Raw genomic sequence first — 17,748 nt, forward strand, 5'->3', positions numbered from 1 at the left:
GAAGTCGGCCGACCTGACTTCCCGTACACCTGAGCGCACCACCCGCCCCACCCGGCTCACCCGATGTCCGTCGGATCGATCCGCACCTTCACCGGCTCCGAGCCCCGCAGCGCCACCCGGGCGATCTGCGCCGCCTTCAACGCGGCCGCCAGCGCACCCCCCTGCCCCGGCCGCACCCGCAGCAGCGCCCGCTCCTGCTCCTGCCCGCGCAGCGGCGGCAGTGCCACCGGCCCCAGCACGTCGGCCCCGTCCGGCAGCCGGGCCACCCCCAGCAGATCCGCCACCGCACTCGGCGTGCCGCTCACCGCCGCCATCCGGGAGACCGGCGGGAACCCCAACTGGGCCCGCTCCCCCAGCTCCAGCTCGGCCAACCCGACCGGGTCCCAGCGCACCAGCGCCTGCACCGGCCGCGCCCCCGGATCGGCGACCACCACCACCAGCCCGCCCTCCCCGGCCGGCCGCACCAGCGCCGCGGCGGCCAGCCAGAGCCGCAGCGCCTCCTCCGCCGCCCGCAGGTCCGGCCGGTTCAGCAGCGCCCAGCCGTCCAGCAGCAGCGCGGCGGCGTACCCGCTGCCCTCAGCCACCGGCTCGGCCCCGGGCGTGGAGATCACCAGGGCCGGCTCGTCCGGCACCGTCGCCAGCACCGCCTCCCGCCCGGAGGTGCGCACCGGGATCCCCGGGAACGCCTTGCCCAACTCCTCCGCCGTCCGCCGCGCCCCGACCACCTGCGCGCGCAGCCGGAACGAGCCGCACTCCACGCAGTGCCACTCCGGCTGCTCCACCCCGCACCAGGCGCAGCGCAGCACCTGGTCCGCCCCCGGCGCCTCCAGCGGCCCGGCGCAGTGCGCGCAGCGGGCCGGCTCCCGGCACCGCTCGCAGGCCAGCCGCGGCACGTAGCCGCGCCGCGGCACCTGCACCAGCACCGGGCCCGCCTTCAGCGCCTCGCGCGCCGCCTGCCAGGCCACGCTGGGCAGCCGGGCCGCCTGCGCGGCCGCGTCCCGCGCCTGGTCGGTGTCCTCCACGGTGCGCACCCGGGGCGCGGCGGCCCGCACCCCGGCCCGCTCGGCGGCCAGCGGCCGGGCCCAGCCGGTGCGCAGCAGCTGCGCCGCCTCCACCGTGGTGGCCAGTCCGCCGACCAGCACCCCGGCGCCCTCCTCGGCGGCACGCAGCAGCGCCACCTCGCGCACGTGCGGATGGGGGGCGCGCGGATCGCTGTGGCTGCTGTCCCCGTCCGACCAGACCACCAGCAGCCCCAGGTCGTGCACGGGGGCGAAGACGGTGGCCCGGGTGCCGATCACGGCGTGCACCGAGCCCCGGCTGACGGCGAGCCAGTTCCGGTAGCGCTCGCGCGGCCCGAGGTCGGCGGTGAGCACGGCGTGCCGCTCGGGCCCGCCGAGCAGCTCGGTGAGCGCCTGGTCCACCCGGGCCACCGCCCGCCCGTCCGGCAGCACCACCAGCGCGCCCCGCCCGCCGGCCAGCGTGGCGGCCACCGCGCGGGCGATCTCGGCCGGCCAGTCGGGGCCGGGCAGCGCCGTCCAGACCGCCCGGGGCGCGTGCCCGGCGGTCAGCGCGGCGAGGAACTCGGGGCCCTGCGGGTAGCGCTGCCAACTGCCCGGGCCGGGCGCCGGCGGCGGGGGCAGCGGGGCCGGCGAGGGCTCCGCCTCGGCCTTGGCGTGCCGCGGCGGCACGGCCAGCTGCAGCACGTCGGCCAGGGTGCCGGCGTAGCGGTCGGCGATGGTGCGGCTGAGGCCGAGCAGCGTGGGGGTGAGCACCCGCTCCGGCGAGAGCACCTGGGCCAGCGGGGCGAGCACCCCGGGGTAGTCGCTGGCCTCCAGCCGGGCCACCACGAAGCCGTCGTGCAGCTCGCCGCCCTCGCGCCGCCCGGCCGCGTTCACCCGGGCGCCGAACCGGACCCGGACCCGGACCCCGGGCTGGGCGGACTCGGCCATCGCCACCGGCACGGCGTAGTCGTAGTACTGGTCGAGGTGCAGCAGCCCCTTGTCCACCACCACCCGGGCCACCGGCAGCTCCTCGGCCAGGTGCGCACCGCGCCAGGTGCGCGGCTTGGCCCGGCGCACCGTCTCGCGGATCAGCGCCAGCTGCTCGGGAACGTTCTCGCTGCTCATGTCGGGTCCAGTGGTACCACGGGCGGCTGACGGAAAACGGCGGTGGCCGCCCCCGAGGGGACGGCCACCGCCGCACGCGCTCTCAACCTCAGCCCGCGACGGCGGCCTTCAGCAGCTCGGCGCGGTCGGTCCGCTCCCAGGTGAAGTCCGGCAGCTCGCGGCCGAAGTGGCCGTAGGCGGCGGTCTGGGAGTAGATCGGGCGCAGCAGGTCCAGGTCGCGGATGATCGCGGCCGGGCGCAGGTCGAAGACCTTGGTGACGGCCTCCTGGATCTTCAGCACGTCGACGGTCTCGGTGCCGAAGGTCTCCACGAACAGGCCGACCGGCTCGGCCTTGCCGATCGCGTAGGCGACCTGGACCTCGGCGCGGCGGGCCAGGCCGGCCGCGACGATGTTCTTGGCGACCCAGCGCATCGCGTAGGCGGCCGAACGGTCCACCTTGGACGGGTCCTTGCCGGAGAAGGCGCCGCCACCGTGGCGGGCCATGCCGCCGTAGGTGTCGATGATGATCTTGCGGCCGGTCAGGCCGGCGTCGCCCATCGGGCCGCCGATCTCGAACCGCCCGGTCGGGTTCACCAGCAGGCGGTAGTCGGAGGTGTCCAGGTCCAGGCCCTGCAGCACCGGCTCCACGACGAACTCGCGGATGTCCGGGGTGAGCAGCGAGTCCAGGTCGATGTCCGAGGCGTGCTGGGTGGAGACCACGACGGTGTCCAGCCGCACGGCCTTGTCGCCGTCGTACTCGATGGTGACCTGGGTCTTGCCGTCGGGGCGCAGGTACGGGATGGTCCCGTTCTTGCGCACCTCGGTGAGCCGCTGGGAGAGCCGGTGCGCCAGGGTGATCGGCAGCGGCATCAGCTCGGGCGTGTCGTCGCAGGCGTAGCCGAACATCAGGCCCTGGTCGCCGGCGCCCTGCCGGTCCAGCTCGTCCTCATCGCCCTCGACGCGGTGCTCGTGGGCGCTGTCCACGCCCTGCGCGATGTCCGGGGACTGCGCGCCGATCGAGACCGAGACGCCGCAGGAGGCGCCGTCGAAGCCCTTCTTCGAGCTGTCGTACCCGATCTCCAGGATCTTCTCGCGCACCAGCTGCGCGATCGGAGCGTAGGTCTTGGTGGTGACCTCACCGGCGATGTGCACCTGGCCGGTGGTGATCAGGGTCTCGACGGCGACCCGAGAGGTGGGGTCGTCCTTGAGCAGGGCGTCGAGGATGGTGTCGCTGATCTGGTCAGCGATCTTGTCGGGGTGCCCCTCGGTGACGGACTCCGAGGTGAACAGGCGGCGAGACACAGCGCTCCCTGGGGTTGCAGCGGCTGCTGACTGAATGCACTTCCGGCCGGGGCCGGGGCATCCGGAAAGACTTGATGCCTGGAGTGTAACGGTCAGCTATCGCCCTTCAACACTCTCCGCGGGATTCGGGCCAGCCTGTCTCAATCCGTGAGAGGGCGGGTGCCGAACCGTGCCGCCACCTGGTCCCAGACCAGGTCGGCGAGCTGCTCCTTCGAACCCAGCGGAACCGGCACCTCGGCCCCGTCGGCGGCCAGCAGCACCGCCTCGTTGCTGTCCGTGCCGAAGACCTTGTCCTCGCCGACCTCGTTGACGACCAGCAGGTCGCAGCCCTTCCGGGCGAGCTTGGCCCGGCCGTTCTCCAGCACCCGGTCGGTCTCGGCGGCGAAGCCGACCACCAGTTGGGACGGGTGTGTCCGGTGCGCGCTGAGTTCCGCCAGGATGTCGGGGTTGCGGACCAGCGCGACCGGCGCCGGCTCCTCCCCCTCGACCTTCTTGATCTTGCCGGCGGCGTACACGGCGGGGCGGAAATCAGCCACCGCGGCCGCCATCACCACCACGTCCGCGTCGGCGGCGGCCTTGACCGCGGCCTCGCGCAGCTCCAGCGCGCTGGTGACGCGCACCACGTCGACCCCGGCCGGGTCCGGCAGTTCGACGTTGGCCGCCAGCAGCGTCACCCGGGCACCGCGCGCGGCGGCGGTGACGGCCAGCGCGTAACCCTGCTTGCCGGAGGAGCGGTTGCCGAGGAAGCGCACCGGGTCCAGCGCCTCCCGGGTGCCGCCGGCCGAGACCACCACGTGCCGGCCGGCCAGGTCGGCCGCCCCCGCGCCGCGGGCGAGCACCCGGCGGCAGGCGGCGAAGATCGCGTCCGGGTCGGGCAGCCGGCCCTTGCCGGTGTCCTTGCCGGTCAGCCGGCCCACCGCGGGCTCCAGCACCACGGCGCCGCGCCGGCGCAGCGTGGCGACGTTCTCCTGGGTGGCCGGGTGCTCCCACATCTCGGTGTGCATGGCCGGCGCGAAGACCACCGGGCAGCGGGCGGTCAGCAGGGTGTTGGTGAGCAGGTCGTCGGCCATCCCGTGGGCGGCCTTGGCCAGCAGGTCGGCGGTGGCCGGGGCGACCACCACCAGGTCGGCGCCCTGCCCGATCCGCACGTGCGGCACCTCGTGCACCCGGTCCCAGGTCTCGGTGGCGGCCGGCCGGCCGGAGAGCGCGGCCCAGGTCGCCTCGCCGACGAAGTGCAGCGCGGCGGCGGTCGGCACCACGGTCACCTGGTGGCCCGACTCGGTGAACCGGCGCAGCAGCTCGCAGGCCTTGTAGGCGGCGATCCCGCCGCTGACGCCGAGCACCACCTGCGGCCGGACCTGGGGCGAAGTCTCACTCATGGGGGACACCCTAGACCGCCCGGAACGCCAAAGGGCCCACCGGACTGGTCCGGTGGGCCCTCTGAAAGGCCGTCAGGCAGCTGACGCAGCCGTCAGGCGACGTCGGTCGCCTCGGCGGTCAGCATGCCGGCGTTGATCTCGCGCAGCGCGATCGACAGCGGCTTCTCGTGCACGTGGGTGTCGACCAGCGGGCCGACGTACTCCAGCAGGCCCTCGCCCAGCTGCGAGTAGTAGGCGTTGATCTGGCGAGCACGCTTGGCCGCGTAGATCACCAGGCTGTACTTGGAGTCCGTGGCCTCAAGCAGCTCGTCGATCGGCGGGTTGATGATGCCCTCGGGCGCGGTCATGGAAGAGGACACGCGAAAACCTTCCGAAAGGGTGGAAAACAAAAGGTCAGACTACACCGAGCAAGGCTAGCAGCTCGCTCGCCACCTGCTCGACGGAGGTGTTGACCAGGGTCGTGTCGAACTCCGGCTCGGCGGCCAGCTCGACCCGGGCGGCGGCCAGCCGCTCGTCGATGACCTCCTGCGGCTCGGTGCCCCGGCCGGTGAGCCGGCGGACCAGCTCCTCCCAGCTCGGCGGGGCGAGGAAGACCAGCTGCGCATCCGGCATGGACTCGCGCACCTGCCGGGCGCCTTCCAGCTCGATCTCCAGCAGCACCGGCTCGCCCCGGTCCAGCCGCTCCTGCACCGCGGACCGCGGGGTGCCGTACCGGTTCCCGGCGAAGGTGGCCGACTCCAGCAGTTCGCCGTTGGCGACCAGCTTGTCGAACTCGTCGTGGTCGACGAAGTAGTAGTGCACCCCGTTCTGCTCGCCGGGGCGCGGTCGCCGGGTGGTCACCGAGACCGAGAGCCAGACCTCGGGGTGCTGCTGCCTCATATGAGCGACGACCGTGCTCTTGCCGACCCCCGAAGGGCCGGAGAGCACGGTCAGCCGCGGACGTTCACTCATGCACCGATTATCCCGGATCCTGGACGGTTCCGAGACCACCCCCCGGGGTCGCTCCACGATCCGCTCCCGAGCTGCGGGCGGGTGCCGCCTCGTTCCTCGGCGACCCCCACCCTCCGCTCGCTCGCGGCTCGCCCGCTCACCGGGGTTTTGGCAGCGGTCGCGTCAGGACGCGGTGCCGCCGAACTCGCGCTCCAGCGAGGCGATCTGGTTGGTACCGAGACCGCGCACGCGACGGCTCTCACTGATGCCGAGGCGCTCCATGATCTGCTTGGCGCGGACCTTGCCGACGCCCGGAAGGCTCTCCAGCAGCGCGGAGACCTTCATCTTGCCGATGACCTCGTTCTCGTTCTTGCCGGCCTTGATGACCTCGTGCAAGGACGCGCCCGAGTGCTTGAGCCGGTTCTTCACCTCGGCGCGCTCCCGGCGAGCCTCGGCGGCCTTGGCCAGCGCGGCGGAGCGCTGTTCAGGGGTAAGGGGCGGAAGAGCCACGCCGTTCACCTCAGGGTCTGGAAGGAATTGAAGTGCTAGGACATTGGTCGAACCAGGGGCCTGCCATTGCCTGTTGGGGCGATGACCGCAGAGGAACCTAGCCGCTCTGACCTGCGAGAGCAACGAGGAACCGCCCGCCTTGGGCACCTACCGCCGGACACTACCCGCATTGCGCGCCCGCGTCAGGAAAAGAAGCAGAAAAGTCCTGGTCAGCACAGGTAGGCCAGGACTTTTCGGTAGAAAACGGCCCGGTTTGGGCCCTCCTGATCAGCCGAGTGTGACAGCCCTCACATCGTCGACGAACCGCTGCGCGGCCTCCCGCAGACCCGTCACGGACGGTCCGTGCTTGAGCACGTCCCGGCTCACGCTCGGGACCACCGCCGGCACCGAGGCGCCGAACACCCGCGGCAGGTCGGCCATCGTGGCCCCCTGCGCGCCGACCCCGGGGGCCAGCAGCGGGCCGTTGATCGCCAGGTCCGCGCCCGCGTCGGCCAGCGTCGCGCCGACCACCGCGCCGAACGAACCCAGCGGCTGCGCACCGGCGTTCTCCGCCGCCAGCCGGTTCAGCACCTGCTGGGCCACGCTCACCCCGTCCGGGCCGGTGGCGCGCTGCACCTCGAAGCCCTCCGGGTTGGAGGTCAGGGCCAGCGCGAAGAGGCCGCAGCCGTGCTCGCGGGCCAGGTCCACGGCCGGCTGAAGCGAGCCGAAGCCCAGGTAGGGGCTGACCGTGAGGGCGTCCGAGAAGAGCGGGCTGTCCGGGGTCAGGAACGCCTCGGCGTAGGCGGCCATGGTGGAGCCGATGTCGCCGCGCTTGGCGTCCATGACCACCAGCGCGCCGGCCGCCCGGGCCTCGGCCACGGTGCGCTCCAGCACCGCGACGCCCTTGCTGCCGAACCGCTCGAAGAAGGCGGCCTGCGGCTTCAGCACGGCCACCCGGTCGGCCAGGGCCTCGACCACGGTGCGGCTGAAGGTCTCCAGGCCGGCCAGGTCGTCGCCCAGGCCCCAGGCGGAGAGCAGCGCGGCGTGCGGGTCGATGCCGACGCAGAGCTGGCCGCGCTCGGCCATCGCGTGGTGCAGGCGGGTACCGAACGAGATCATGACTTCCTTCACTGGTTGCCGCGGTGGGCGTACCCCACCGCGTCGGTGTACTTGGCGAACCCCCGGGCGGCGAGCAGGGCCCGCAGTTCGTCGAGGATCCGCAGGGGTGCGGCCGGGTCGTGGAAGAGCGCGCTGCCGACCGCCACGCCGCTCGCCCCGGCCAGGGTGAGCTCCAGCGCGTCCCGGCCGGTGCCGACGCCGCCCATGCCGAGGATCGGCACCGGGGCCATCCGGCCGGCCAGCATCGCGGCGTGCACCTGGTAGACGCAGCGCACCGCGATCGGGCGCAGCGCCGGGCCGGAGAGCCCGCCGGTGGTGCCGGCCAGCGCCGGTCGCAGGGTGTCGGTGTCGATCGCCATGCCCAGCGCGGTGTTGATCATTGACAGTCCGTCAGCCCCGGCCCGGACGCAGGCAGCGGCCACGTCGGTGATCGAGGCGACGTCCGGGGAGAGCTTGGCGTAGACCGGCAGCGCGGGGTCGGTGACCGCCCGGACGGCCCGCACCACGTCGTAGCTGATCGCCGGGTTGGCGGCGAACAGCAGGCCCCGGTCGGCGGTGTTGGGGCAGGAGATGTTGAGCTCCACCCCGGCCACCCCGGGCCGTCCGTTCAGCCGCTCGGCGAGGCCGGCGAACTCCTCCAGCCGCTCCCCCGCGACCGAGACCAGCACCCGGGCGCCGCGCTCGGCCAGCCAGGGCAGTTCGTCGCCCAGGAAGGCGTCGATGCCGCAGCCCTGCAGGCCGATCGCGTTGAGCAGCCCGGCGGGCGTCTCGGCGAGCCGGGGGGTGGCCAGGCCGGCCCGGGGTTCGGCCATCACGGTCCGGGTGGTGATCGTGCCGAGCGCGTCCAGCGGCACGAACCTGGCCAGCTCGCGCCCGTAGCCGGCGCAGCCGGCGGCGGTGCTGAGCGGGTTGGGCAGGGTGGTGCCGCCGAGCGGGGCGGTGAGGTCCACGTCCTCGGGGCGCGGGTTCACCGGGCCGCCCCCGCACCGTCCAGGTCGGCCGGCACGGTGCCGATCTGCTCCCAACGCACCTTGGTGCCGTCGAAGACCGGGCCGTCGGCGCAGCCGCGGGCGAACCGGACCCGGCCGTCCGCGCCGACCACCGGCAGCACGCAGCTCAGGCAGCTGCCGGTGGCGCAGACGGCAGCCTGCGGCACGGCGGTGTGGCAGCGCACCGACCGCTCGGCGGCGGTCCGGGCGGCGGCGGCCAGCGTGCGCCGGCCGCCGGCCGCGTAGAGCACGGTGGCGCCGATCGCCTCGACGGCCTGGGCGAGGACGCTGGGCGAGTGGGGTCCCCCGCCCCCGGCCGGGGGGTCGGTGACCCGGCCGGCCAGCCCGGCCGAGCCGTCCTCGGTGAGCACCAGCACGTCCGGGGTGAGCACCTGCGCCCGTTCCACGCCGTACAGCCGGTCGGCGCTCGGCGCGCCGAGCACGAAGCCGATCCGGCAGCCGCGGCGCAGGAGTTCGGCGCCGAGCTCCAGCAGCGGCCCGGCGGCGGCCTGTTCGCCGACCAGCAGGGCGGCGGCCGGGCCGTCGGGCAGCGGGAAGGGGGTGCCGAGCGGGGCGATCAGGTCCAGCTCGGTGGCCTTCTCGGCGACGGCGGGGTCGTCGGCCGGGAGCACCAGCTCGACGGTGCCGGCCGCCGGGTCGGCCCGGTGCACGGGGTGGGCCCGGCGCAGCAGCCGCGGGGCGCCGGCCCCGCCGACGGCGAGCGCGGCGAGGTGGCCGGGCCGGACCCGCCGGGGCACTCCGGGCGCCCGGAGCACCAGTCGCCGGTAGGCGCCTTCGGGGTGGTCGGCGAGCACCTCGGCCCGCAACTGGAGGGGGTTGGCCATGCCTGGGCACCTTTCGCCGTTCCGTGCGGCCCGTTCGCCGTCGCACTCTCGCAGACCGCTCGGGCCGTCGTCCCATCACCCCCCAAATCTGACATATGGTCAGACAAGCATCTCCGCGCTTCTCAGGCCCCCGCCCCGACCGCCTCGTCGATCGAGCGGTAGCCGTGCTCGCGCAGCCGGGCCGACAGGCCCTTGTGCACCCGGCGCATCCAGAACGGGCCCTGGTAGATGAAGGCGCTGTAGCCCTGCACCAGGTCGGCCCCGGCCAGGATCCGCTGCCAGGCGTCCTCGGCGGTCTCGATGCCGCCCACCGAGACCAGCACCAGCCGGCCCTCGGTGCGCCGCCGCAGCCGCCGCAGCACCTCCAGCGAGCGGTCCTTCAGCGGCGCGCCGGAGAGCCCGCCCATCCCGATCGCCTCCACCTCGGCAGCCGGCGCCCGCAGGCCCTCGCGCCCGATCGTGGTGTTGGTCGCGATGATCCCCTCCAGGCCCAGCTCCAGGGCCAGGTCGGCGACCGCGTCCACGTCCTCGTCCGCCAGGTCGGGGGCGATCTTCACCAGCAGCGGCACGTGGTGCGGGGTGGACCGGTCGGCGGCCTCCCGGACGGCGGTCAGCAGCGGCCGCAGCACCGAAACGGCCTGCAGGTTGCGCAGCCCGGGGGTGTTCGGCGAGGAGACGTTGACCACCAGGTAGTCGGCGTGCACGGCGAGGCGCTCGGTGCTCTTCACGTAGTCGGCGACCGCGTCGGCCTCCTCGACCAGCTTGGTCTTGCCGATGTTCACCCCGACCACCGGGGACATCGAGCCGCGCTGACGCTGCGCCAGCCGGGCCGCGATCCGGGCCGAGCCCTGGTTGTTGAAGCCCATCCGGTTGATCAGCGCGCGGTCCTCGACCAGCCGGAACAGCCGCGGGGCCGGGTTGCCGGGCTGCGGCTCGCCGGTCACCGTGCCGATCTCGACGTAGTCGAAGCCGAGCATCGCCAGGCCGTCGATCCCGACCGCGTTCTTGTCGAAGCCGGCGCCGAGGCCGAACGGGCCGGGCAGGTCCAGGCCGAGCGCCCCGGTGCGCAGCGCCTTGTCGCGGGGGGCCAGCACCAGCGCCACCAGCTGCCGCAGCCCGGGCACCGAGGCGGCCAGCCGGATCCAGAAGAAGGCCAGGTGGTGGGCCTTCTCGGGGTCCATCTTCCGGAAGACCAGGTTGAACAGGATCTTGTACACGGGGCTCCTCGCATGGGAAGGGGAGGCATCCGACGGAACTGGATGCCTCCCCTTCAGGATGGTTCTACGGGCGGGCGGCGTTGATCAGCGCCGCGTGCTCCTGCAGCGACATCACTCCGACGTCGCCACGGGTCAGCGCGTCGATGCCCTGCACGGCCGCCCCCATCGCCTGCACGGTGGTCAGGCAGGGCACCCCGCGGGAGACCGCCGCGGTGCGGATCTCGTAGCCGTCCATCCGGCCGCCGGTGCCGTACGGCGTGTTGATGATCAGGTCGACCTCGCCGTCGTGGATCAGCTGCACGATGGTCCGCTCGCCGTTCGGACCGGTGCCCTCGCTGTGCTTGCGCACCTGGGTGGAGGGGATGCCGGCGCGCTGCAGCACCTCGGCGGTGCCCGCGGTGGCCAGCACCTCGAAGCCGAGCTCGACCAGCGCCCGGGCCGGGAAGACCAGGTTGCGCTTGTCCCGGTTGGCGACCGAGACGAAGACCCGGCCCTTGGTCGGCAGCGAGCCGTACGCGCCGGCCTGGGCCTTGGCGTAGGAGGTGCCGAACACCTTGTCGATGCCCATGACCTCACCGGTCGAGCGCATCTCCGGGCCGAGCACGGTGTCCACCCCGCGGCCGTGCACGTCGCGGAAGCGCGACCACGGCATCACGGCCTCCTTGACCGAGACCGGGCAGTCGGCCGGCAGCGTGCCGCCGTCGCCCTCGGCCGGCAGCAGGCCCTCGGCCCGCAGCTCGGCGATGGTGGCGCCGAGCGAGATCCGGGCCGCCGCCTTGGCCAGCGGCACCGCCGTGGCCTTGGAGGTGAACGGCACGGTGCGCGAGGCGCGCGGGTTGGCCTCCAGCACGTAGAGGATGTCCCCGGCCAGCGCGAACTGGATGTTGATCAGACCGCGCACGCCGACGCCCTTGGCGATGCCCTCGGTGGAGGCGCGCAGCCGCTTGATGTCGTAGCCGCCCAGGGTGATCGGCGGCAGCGCGCAGGCCGAGTCGCCGGAGTGGATGCCGGCCTCCTCGATGTGCTCCATCACGCCGCCGAGGTAGAGCTCCTCGCCGTCGTAGAGCGCGTCCACGTCGATCTCGACCGCGTCGTCCAGGAAGCGGTCGATCAGCACCGGGTGCTCGGAGATCAGGCCGGCGTGCCGCTCCAGGTAGGACGCCAGGCTGGCCTCGTCGTAGACGATCTCCATGCCGCGGCCGCCCAGCACGTAGGACGGGCGGGCCAGCACCGGGTAGCCGATCTCGTCGGCGATCGCCTTGGCCTCCTCGAAGGAGAACGCCGTGCCGTGCTTGGGCGCCGGCAGGCCGGCGTCGCGCAGCACCCGGCCGAACGCGCCGCGCTCCTCGGCCAGGTCGATCGCCTCGGGCTGGGTGCCGACGATCGGCACCCCGTTCTCCTTCAGCGCGGCCGCCAGGCCCAGCGGGGTCTGGCCGCCGAGCTGGACGATGACGCCGGCCAGCGGGCCCGCCTGCTGCTCGGCGTGCACGATCTCCAGCACGTCCTCCAGGGTGAGCGGCTCGAAGTAGAGCCGGTCGGAGGTGTCGTAGTCGGTGGAGACGGTCTCCGGGTTGCAGTTGACCATCACGGTCTCGTAGCCGGCCTCGGCCAGCGCGAACGAGGCGTGCACGCAGGAGTAGTCGAACTCGATGCCCTGGCCGATCCGGTTCGGGCCCGAGCCGAGGATGATCACCGCGGGCTTGGTGCGCGGCGCGACCTCGCTCTCCTCGTCGTAGGAGGAGTAGAAGTACGGGGTCTTCGCGGCGAACTCGGCCGCGCAGGTGTCCACCGTCTTGAAGACCGGGCGGATGCCGAGCGCGTGCCGCACCTCGCGGACCACGTCCGGCTTGAGGCCGCGGATCTCGCCGATCTGCTGGTCGGAGAAGCCGTGCCGCTTGGCGTGCCGCAGCAGCTCCGGGTCGAGCAGCTCGGCGCCGGCCAGGTCCTGGGCGATCTCGTCGAGCAGGAAGAGCTGGTCCACGAACCACGGGTCGATCTTCGTGGACTCGAAGACCTCCGCGGGGGTGGCGCCGGCCCGGATCGCCTGCATCACGGTGTTGATCCGGCCGTCGGTGGGCACCTGGGCCTTGGTGAGCAGCTCGGCCTTGTCGCCCGGCTCGCCGACCCAGCTGAACTGGGAGCCCTTCTTCTCCAGCGAGCGCAGCGCCTTGTTCAGCGCCTCGGGGAAGTTGCGGCCCATCGCCATGGCCTCGCCGACCGACTTCATGGTGGTGGTCAGCGTGGCGTCCGCGCTCGGGAACTTCTCGAAGGCGAACCGCGGGACCTTGACCACGACGTAGTCGAGGCTCGGCTCGAAGGAGGCCGGGGTCTCCTCGGTGATGTCGTTGGGGATCTCGTCCAGCGTGTAGCCGACGGCCAGCTTGGCGGCGATCTTGGCGATCGGGAAGCCGGTGGCCTTGGAGGCCAGCGCCGAGGAGCGGGAGACCCGGGGGTTCATCTCGATGACGATCACCCGGCCGTCCTCCGGGTTGACCGCGAACTGGATGTTGCAGCCGCCGGTGTCCACGCCGACCTCGCGGATCACCGCGATGCCGATGTCGCGCAGGATCTGGTACTCGCGGTCGGTCAGCGTCATGGCCGGCGCCACGGTGATCGAGTCACCGGTGTGCACGCCCATCGGGTCGAAGTTCTCGATCGAGCAGACGACCACGACGTTGTCGTTCTTGTCGCGCATCAGCTCAAGCTCGTACTCCTTCCAGCCGAGGATCGACTCCTCCAGGAGCACCTCGGTGGTCGGCGAGAGCGCCAGGCCCTGGCCGGCGATCCGGCGCAGGTCCTCCTCGTCGTGCGCGAAGCCGGAGCCGGCGCCGCCCATGGTGAAGGAGGGGCGCACCACGACCGGGTAGCCGCCGAGGGTGTCGACGCCGGCGAGCACGTCCTCCATCGAGTGGCAGATCACCGAGCGGGCCGACTCGCCGTGGCCGATCTTGGCCTTGACGGCCTCCACGACCTGCTTGAACAGCTCGCGGTCCTCGCCCTTGTTGATCGCCTCGACGTTGGCGCCGATCAGCTCCACGCCGTACTTGGCCAGCGTGCCGGCCTTGTCCAGGGAGATCGCGGTGTTCAGCGCCGTCTGCCCGCCCAGGGTGGGCAGCAGCACGTCCGGCCGCTCCTTGGCGATGATCTTCTCGACGAACTCCGGGGTGATCGGCTCGACGTAGGTCGCGTCGGCGATCTCCGGGTCGGTCATGATGGTCGCCGGGTTGGAGTTGACCAGCACCACCCGCAGGCCCTCGGCCCGCAGCACCCGGCACGCCTGGGTGCCCGAGTAGTCGAACTCGGCCGCCTGGCCGATCACGATCGGACCGGAGCCGATGACCAGGACGGACTTGATGTCAGTGCGCTTAGGCACGCTGGCCCTCCATGAGCTGGACGAAACGGTCGAACAGGTAGGCCGCGTCGTGCGGACCGGCCGCCGCTTCGGGGTGGTACTGAACGCTGAACGCCGGGGTGTCCAGGCACTGCAGGCCCTCGACCACGTCGTCGTTGAGGCAGACGTGGGAGACCTCGGCGCGGCCGAACGGGGTGTCGCTCACCCGGTCCAGCGGCGCCTCCACGGCGAACCCGTGGTTGTGCGCGGTCACCTCGACCTTGCCGGTGGTGCGGTCCTGCACCGGCTGGTTGATGCCGCGGTGGCCGTACTTGAGCTTGTAGGTGCCGAAGCCCAGCGCCCGGCCGAGGATCTGGTTGCCGAAGCAGATCCCGAAGAACGGGGTCCCCCGGCCCAGCACCTCGCGCAGCACGGCGACCTGGTGGTCGGCGGTGGCCGGGTCGCCCGGGCCGTTGGAGAAGAAGACGCCGTCCGGGTTGACCGCGTAGAGGTCCTCGGCGGTCGAGTTGGCCGGCAGCACGTGCACCTCGATGCCGCGCTCGGCCATCCGGTGCGGGGTCATGCCCTTGATGCCGAGGTCCACGGCGGCGACCGTGAACTTCTTCTCACCAATCGCCGGGACCACGTACGCCTCGGTGGTGGCGACCTCGGCGCACAGGTCGGCGCCCTTCATCTCGGGCGCCCGCAGCACCCGCTCCAGCAGCTCGGCCGGCTCGGCCAGCCGCTCGCCGGAGAAGATGCCGACCCGCATCGCACCGCGCTCGCGCAGGTGCCGGGTGAGCGCCCGGGTGTCGATGCCGCTGATCCCGACGATGCCCTGGGCCACCAGTTCCTCGTCGAGCGAGCGGGTGGCCCGCCAGTTCGAGGCGACCCGGGCGGGGTCGCGGACCACGTAGCCGGCCACCCAGATCTGCTTGGACTCGTCGTCCTCGTCGTTCCAGCCGGTGTTGCCGATCTGCGGGGCCGTCATGACCACCACCTGGCGGTGGTAGGACGGGTCGGTGAGGGTCTCCTGGTAGCCGGACATGCCGGTGTTGAAGACCGCCTCGCCGAAGGTCTCGCCGGTCGCGCCGTAGGCCTGACCGCGGAAGCTGCGACCGTCTTCCAGCACCAGCACGGCGGGCACGCGCTCGCGCCCGGGGCGCGGCGTGGTGGGGGCAGGTGCGGTCATCGTGTTACGCCTTCCGTCTTCGTCGTACGTGTTGCTGTCGGTGGGTCAGCGAGGCCGTCCAGGGCGGTGACCCAGGCGGCGTGCTGCTCCGGTCGGTCCAGTCGGAAGCCGGATTCCAGCTCCTGCTCCCCGAGTCGCCAGCCGACCACCAGCAGGCCCGACGGGACCACCTTGCCGGCGATGCCGGAGTCGGTGCGGGCGCCGGTCAGCGCCTCGACCGGGATCCACAGGTCCCGGTCGCCGGGGCGCTCGACCTTGAGGCCCCGTTCGGTCAGGGTCAGCTCGGCCAGGCTGCGGGTGCCCAGGCCGTGGGCGACCACCCGGTCGAGCCAGTTCCCGGCGGTGGTGCTGCCGTGGTAGCGGCCGCTGCTCTCCAGGATGGGCGGCCCGGCCTCGGCCGGCACGGCGGGCAGGTCGGGCAGGTCGGACTGGAGGGTGCGGCGCCAGTTCCAGCCCTGGCGCATCAGCCAGTAGACCAGCGCCACCAGGATCAGCAGGCCGACGATCCAGCCGATGTGCGTGGGCCAGTCGTGGACCTTGGCCTTCTCCATCGCCAGCTGAGGGCTCGTCACGCCGGCTCGCCAGGCTCGACCAGCGCGCCGGCCAGCACGGTGGCCCGGCCGCGCAGGAAGGTGGCGTGCACCCGTCCGGGCAGGTCGAGGCCCTTGTACGGGGTGTTGCGGCTACGGGTGGCGAAGCTCTCGGGGTTCACGGTGCCACGGTACGCGGGATCGAACAGCACCAGGTTCGCCGGCTCACCGACCGAGACGGGACGGCCCTGCCCGGTGAGACGGCCGATCCGGGCCGGGCGGTGCGACATCCGGTCGGCCACGGCCTCCCAGTTCAGCAGGCCGGTGTCCACCATGGCCTGCTGCACCACGGACAGCGCGGTCTCCAGGCCGACCATGCCCATCGCGGCGACCGCCCACTCGCAGTCCTTGTCCTCGGCCGGGTGCGGCGCGTGGTCGGTGGCGACGGCGTCGATGGTGCCGTCGGCCAGCGCCTTGCGCAGCGCCTGCACGTCCTCGGCGGTGCGCAGCGGCGGGTTGACCTTGTAGGCCGGGTCGTAGCTGCGGACCAGCTCGTCGGTGAGCAGCAGGTGGTGGGGCGTCACCTCGGCGGTGACGTTCCAGCCCTTGGCCTTGGCCCAGCGGATGATCTCCACCGAGCCGGCGGTGGAGACGTGGCAGACGTGCAGCCGGGAGCCGACGTGCGCGGCGAGCAGCACGTCGCGGGCGATGATCGCCTCCTCGGCGACGGCCGGCCAGCCGCCCAGGCCGAGCTCGCCGGAGACCCGGCCCTCGTTCATCTGGGCGCCCTCGGTGAGCCGGGGCTCCTGGGCGTGCTGGGCGACGACGCCGTCGAAGGCCTTCACGTACTCCAGCGCGCGCCGCATGATCACCGCGTCGTCCACGCACTTGCCGTCGTCGGAGAAGACCCGCACGCCGGCCGCGGACTCGTGCATCGCGCCGAGCTCGGCGAGCTTCTTGCCCTCCAGGCCGACGGTGACGGCGCCGACCGGCTGCACGTCGCAGTAGCCGGACTCCTTGCCGAGCCGCCAGACCTGCTCGACCACGCCGGCGGTGTCGGCCACCGGGAAGGTGTTGGCCATCGCGTGCACCGCGGTGTAGCCGCCCATGGCGGCCGCCTGAGTACCGGTCAGCACGGTCTCGGCGTCCTCGCGGCCGGGCTCGCGCAGGTGGGTGTGCAGGTCGACCAGGCCGGGCAGCGCGATCAGGCCGGTGGCGTCGATCTCCACCTCGGCGTCGGCGACCAGGTCGGCGCCGATCTGCTGGATCACGCCGTCGGCGATCAGGACGTCCTGCGCGGGACCGCCGAGGATCTGGGCGTTGCGGATCAGGTAACTGGTCACTTGGCGGCCTCACTGGTGTTGGTGCTGTTGGTGTCCGAGGCGGTCGCGCCGCCGAGCAGCAGGTAGAGCACGGCCATCCGGATCGAGACGCCGTTGGCGACCTGCTCGACGGCGGTGCAGCGCGGCGAGTCGGCCACCTCGGCGGTGATCTCCATGCCGCGCACCATCGGGCCGGGGTGCATCACGATGGCGTGCTCGGGCAGCTTGGCCAGCCGGCCGCCGTGCATGCCGTAGCGGCGCGAGTACTCGCGCTCGGTGGGGAAGAAGGCGGCGTTCATCCGCTCGCGCTGGACCCGGAGCATCATCAGCGCGTCGGTCTTGGCGAGCGTGGCGTCGAGGTCGTAGGAGACCTCGCAGGGCCAGTTCTCGATGCCGATCGGCAGCAGGGTGGGCGGGGCGACGAAGGTGACCTCGGCGCCCAGCGTGTTGAGCAGCAGCACGTTGGAGCGGGCGACCCGGCTGTGCAGCACGTCGCCGACGATGGTGATCCGGCGCCCCGCGAGGTCGTTGCCGAGCCCGGGGTTGAGGTGCCGGCGCATGGTGAAGGCGTCCAGCAGGGCCTGGGTGGGGTGCTCGTGGGTGCCGTCGCCGGCGTTGATCACGCTGCCGTGCAGCCAGTCGGACTGGGCGAGCCGGGCCGGCGCGCCGGAGGCGTGGTGACGGATCACCACGGCGTCGGCGCCCATCGCCTGCAGGGTGAGCGCGGTGTCCTTGAGGCTCTCGCCCTTGGAGACCGAGGAGCCCTTGGCGGCGAAGTTGATCACGTCGGCCGAGAGGCGCTTCTCGGCGACCTCGAAGGAGGTCTTGGTGCGGGTGGAGTCCTCGAAGAACAGGTTGACGACGGTGCGACCGCGCAGCGTGGGGAGCTTCTTGACGGCCCGTCCGGAGAGCTGGGCGAGCTCCTCGGCGGTGTCCAGGATCAGCAGCGCGTCGTCGCGGCTGAGATCGGCGGCGGAGACGAGGTGGCGCACGGGAT

Annotated in this window: 15 protein-coding genes; all 15 read right to left on the reverse strand. The window is 72.9% G+C overall.

Annotated features, from left to right (window positions below):
- Nucleotides 1-56: 56 nt before the first annotated feature.
- The 15 genes from FHX73_RS00455 to FHX73_RS00525 all read right to left on the reverse strand — a co-directional run bounded on the left by FHX73_RS00455 (nucleotide 57) and on the right by FHX73_RS00525 (nucleotide 17,743).
- A complete protein-coding gene (locus FHX73_RS00455) occupies nucleotides 57-2,126 on the reverse strand; it encodes a primosomal protein N' (protein WP_145902702.1) in 2,070 nt (689 codons plus the stop codon).
- An 88-nt stretch (nucleotides 2,127-2,214) separates the two neighbouring features.
- A complete protein-coding gene (gene metK, locus FHX73_RS00460; RefSeq protein ID WP_145902703.1) occupies nucleotides 2,215-3,408 on the reverse strand; it encodes a methionine adenosyltransferase in 1,194 nt (397 codons plus the stop codon).
- Nucleotides 3,409-3,548: 140 nt separating this feature from the next.
- Nucleotides 3,549-4,787 (reverse strand): bifunctional phosphopantothenoylcysteine decarboxylase/phosphopantothenate--cysteine ligase CoaBC, encoded by a 1,239-nt coding sequence (gene coaBC / locus FHX73_RS00465; RefSeq protein ID WP_145902704.1) that lies wholly within the window; start codon nucleotides 4,785-4,787, stop codon nucleotides 3,549-3,551.
- 92 nt (nucleotides 4,788-4,879) lie between these two features.
- Nucleotides 4,880-5,146 (reverse strand): DNA-directed RNA polymerase subunit omega, encoded by a 267-nt coding sequence (gene rpoZ / locus FHX73_RS00470; RefSeq protein WP_145902705.1) that lies wholly within the window; start codon nucleotides 5,144-5,146, stop codon nucleotides 4,880-4,882.
- 34 nt (nucleotides 5,147-5,180) lie between these two features.
- The gene (gene gmk, locus FHX73_RS00475) at nucleotides 5,181-5,738 is read right to left on the reverse strand and encodes a guanylate kinase (RefSeq protein WP_145902706.1); all 558 of its coding nucleotides are present in this window, start codon (nucleotides 5,736-5,738) and stop codon (nucleotides 5,181-5,183) included.
- Between the two features lie 162 nt (nucleotides 5,739-5,900).
- Nucleotides 5,901-6,227: an integration host factor, actinobacterial type gene (gene mihF, locus FHX73_RS00480; protein WP_145902707.1), complete on the reverse strand. Its 327-nt coding sequence runs from the start codon at nucleotides 6,225-6,227 to the stop codon at nucleotides 5,901-5,903.
- Nucleotides 6,228-6,494: 267 nt separating this feature from the next.
- Entirely contained in the window at nucleotides 6,495-7,325 is an 831-nt protein-coding gene (gene pyrF / locus FHX73_RS00485; RefSeq protein WP_145902708.1) for an orotidine-5'-phosphate decarboxylase, read from the reverse strand.
- 8 nt (nucleotides 7,326-7,333) lie between these two features.
- On the reverse strand, nucleotides 7,334-8,296 hold the full coding sequence (locus FHX73_RS00490; RefSeq protein WP_246213280.1) for a dihydroorotate dehydrogenase: 963 nt from the start codon (nucleotides 8,294-8,296) through the stop codon (nucleotides 7,334-7,336).
- On the reverse strand, nucleotides 8,293-9,159 hold the full coding sequence (locus FHX73_RS00495; protein WP_145902709.1) for an iron-sulfur cluster-binding protein: 867 nt from the start codon (nucleotides 9,157-9,159) through the stop codon (nucleotides 8,293-8,295). Before FHX73_RS00495 ends, FHX73_RS00490 begins: the two co-directional genes overlap by 4 nt.
- Before the next feature lie 122 nt (nucleotides 9,160-9,281).
- The gene (locus tag FHX73_RS00500; RefSeq protein ID WP_145902710.1) at nucleotides 9,282-10,376 is read right to left on the reverse strand and encodes a quinone-dependent dihydroorotate dehydrogenase; all 1,095 of its coding nucleotides are present in this window, start codon (nucleotides 10,374-10,376) and stop codon (nucleotides 9,282-9,284) included.
- Between the two features lie 64 nt (nucleotides 10,377-10,440).
- Nucleotides 10,441-13,749: a carbamoyl-phosphate synthase large subunit gene (carB, locus tag FHX73_RS00505; RefSeq protein WP_145902711.1), complete on the reverse strand. Its 3,309-nt coding sequence runs from the start codon at nucleotides 13,747-13,749 to the stop codon at nucleotides 10,441-10,443.
- Nucleotides 13,742-14,899 (reverse strand): glutamine-hydrolyzing carbamoyl-phosphate synthase small subunit, encoded by a 1,158-nt coding sequence (carA, locus tag FHX73_RS00510; RefSeq protein ID WP_145902712.1) that lies wholly within the window; start codon nucleotides 14,897-14,899, stop codon nucleotides 13,742-13,744. The genes carB and carA overlap by 8 nt, the downstream gene beginning before the upstream one ends.
- The gene (locus FHX73_RS00515; protein WP_145907970.1) at nucleotides 14,896-15,450 is read right to left on the reverse strand and encodes a PH-like domain-containing protein; all 555 of its coding nucleotides are present in this window, start codon (nucleotides 15,448-15,450) and stop codon (nucleotides 14,896-14,898) included. Before FHX73_RS00515 ends, carA begins: the two co-directional genes overlap by 4 nt.
- 17 nt (nucleotides 15,451-15,467) lie before the next feature.
- The gene (locus FHX73_RS00520; protein WP_145902713.1) at nucleotides 15,468-16,772 is read right to left on the reverse strand and encodes a dihydroorotase; all 1,305 of its coding nucleotides are present in this window, start codon (nucleotides 16,770-16,772) and stop codon (nucleotides 15,468-15,470) included.
- Complete coding sequence (locus tag FHX73_RS00525) at nucleotides 16,769-17,743, reverse strand: aspartate carbamoyltransferase catalytic subunit (protein WP_145902714.1); 975 nt, start codon at nucleotides 17,741-17,743, stop codon at nucleotides 16,769-16,771. Before FHX73_RS00525 ends, FHX73_RS00520 begins: the two co-directional genes overlap by 4 nt.
- Between the last annotated feature and the right edge of the window lie 5 nt (nucleotides 17,744-17,748).

The organism is Kitasatospora viridis (assembly GCF_007829815.1).
In the GTDB taxonomy this organism is placed as follows: domain Bacteria; phylum Actinomycetota; class Actinomycetes; order Streptomycetales; family Streptomycetaceae; genus Kitasatospora; species Kitasatospora viridis.

Coding starts and splice junctions, on each gene's coding strand:
- FHX73_RS00455 (WP_145902702.1), bottom strand. CDS start 2,126: ATGAGCAGCGAGAACGTTCCCGAGCAGCTGGCGCTGATCCGCGAGACG.
- coaBC (WP_145902704.1), bottom strand. CDS start 4,787: ATGAGTGAGACTTCGCCCCAGGTCCGGCCGCAGGTGGTGCTCGGCGTC.
- gmk (WP_145902706.1), bottom strand. CDS start 5,738: ATGAGTGAACGTCCGCGGCTGACCGTGCTCTCCGGCCCTTCGGGGGTC.
- pyrF (WP_145902708.1), bottom strand. CDS start 7,325: ATGATCTCGTTCGGTACCCGCCTGCACCACGCGATGGCCGAGCGCGGC.
- FHX73_RS00495 (WP_145902709.1), bottom strand. CDS start 9,159: ATGGCCAACCCCCTCCAGTTGCGGGCCGAGGTGCTCGCCGACCACCCC.
- carA (WP_145902712.1), bottom strand. CDS start 14,899: ATGACCGCACCTGCCCCCACCACGCCGCGCCCCGGGCGCGAGCGCGTG.
- FHX73_RS00515 (WP_145907970.1), bottom strand. CDS start 15,450: ATGGAGAAGGCCAAGGTCCACGACTGGCCCACGCACATCGGCTGGATC.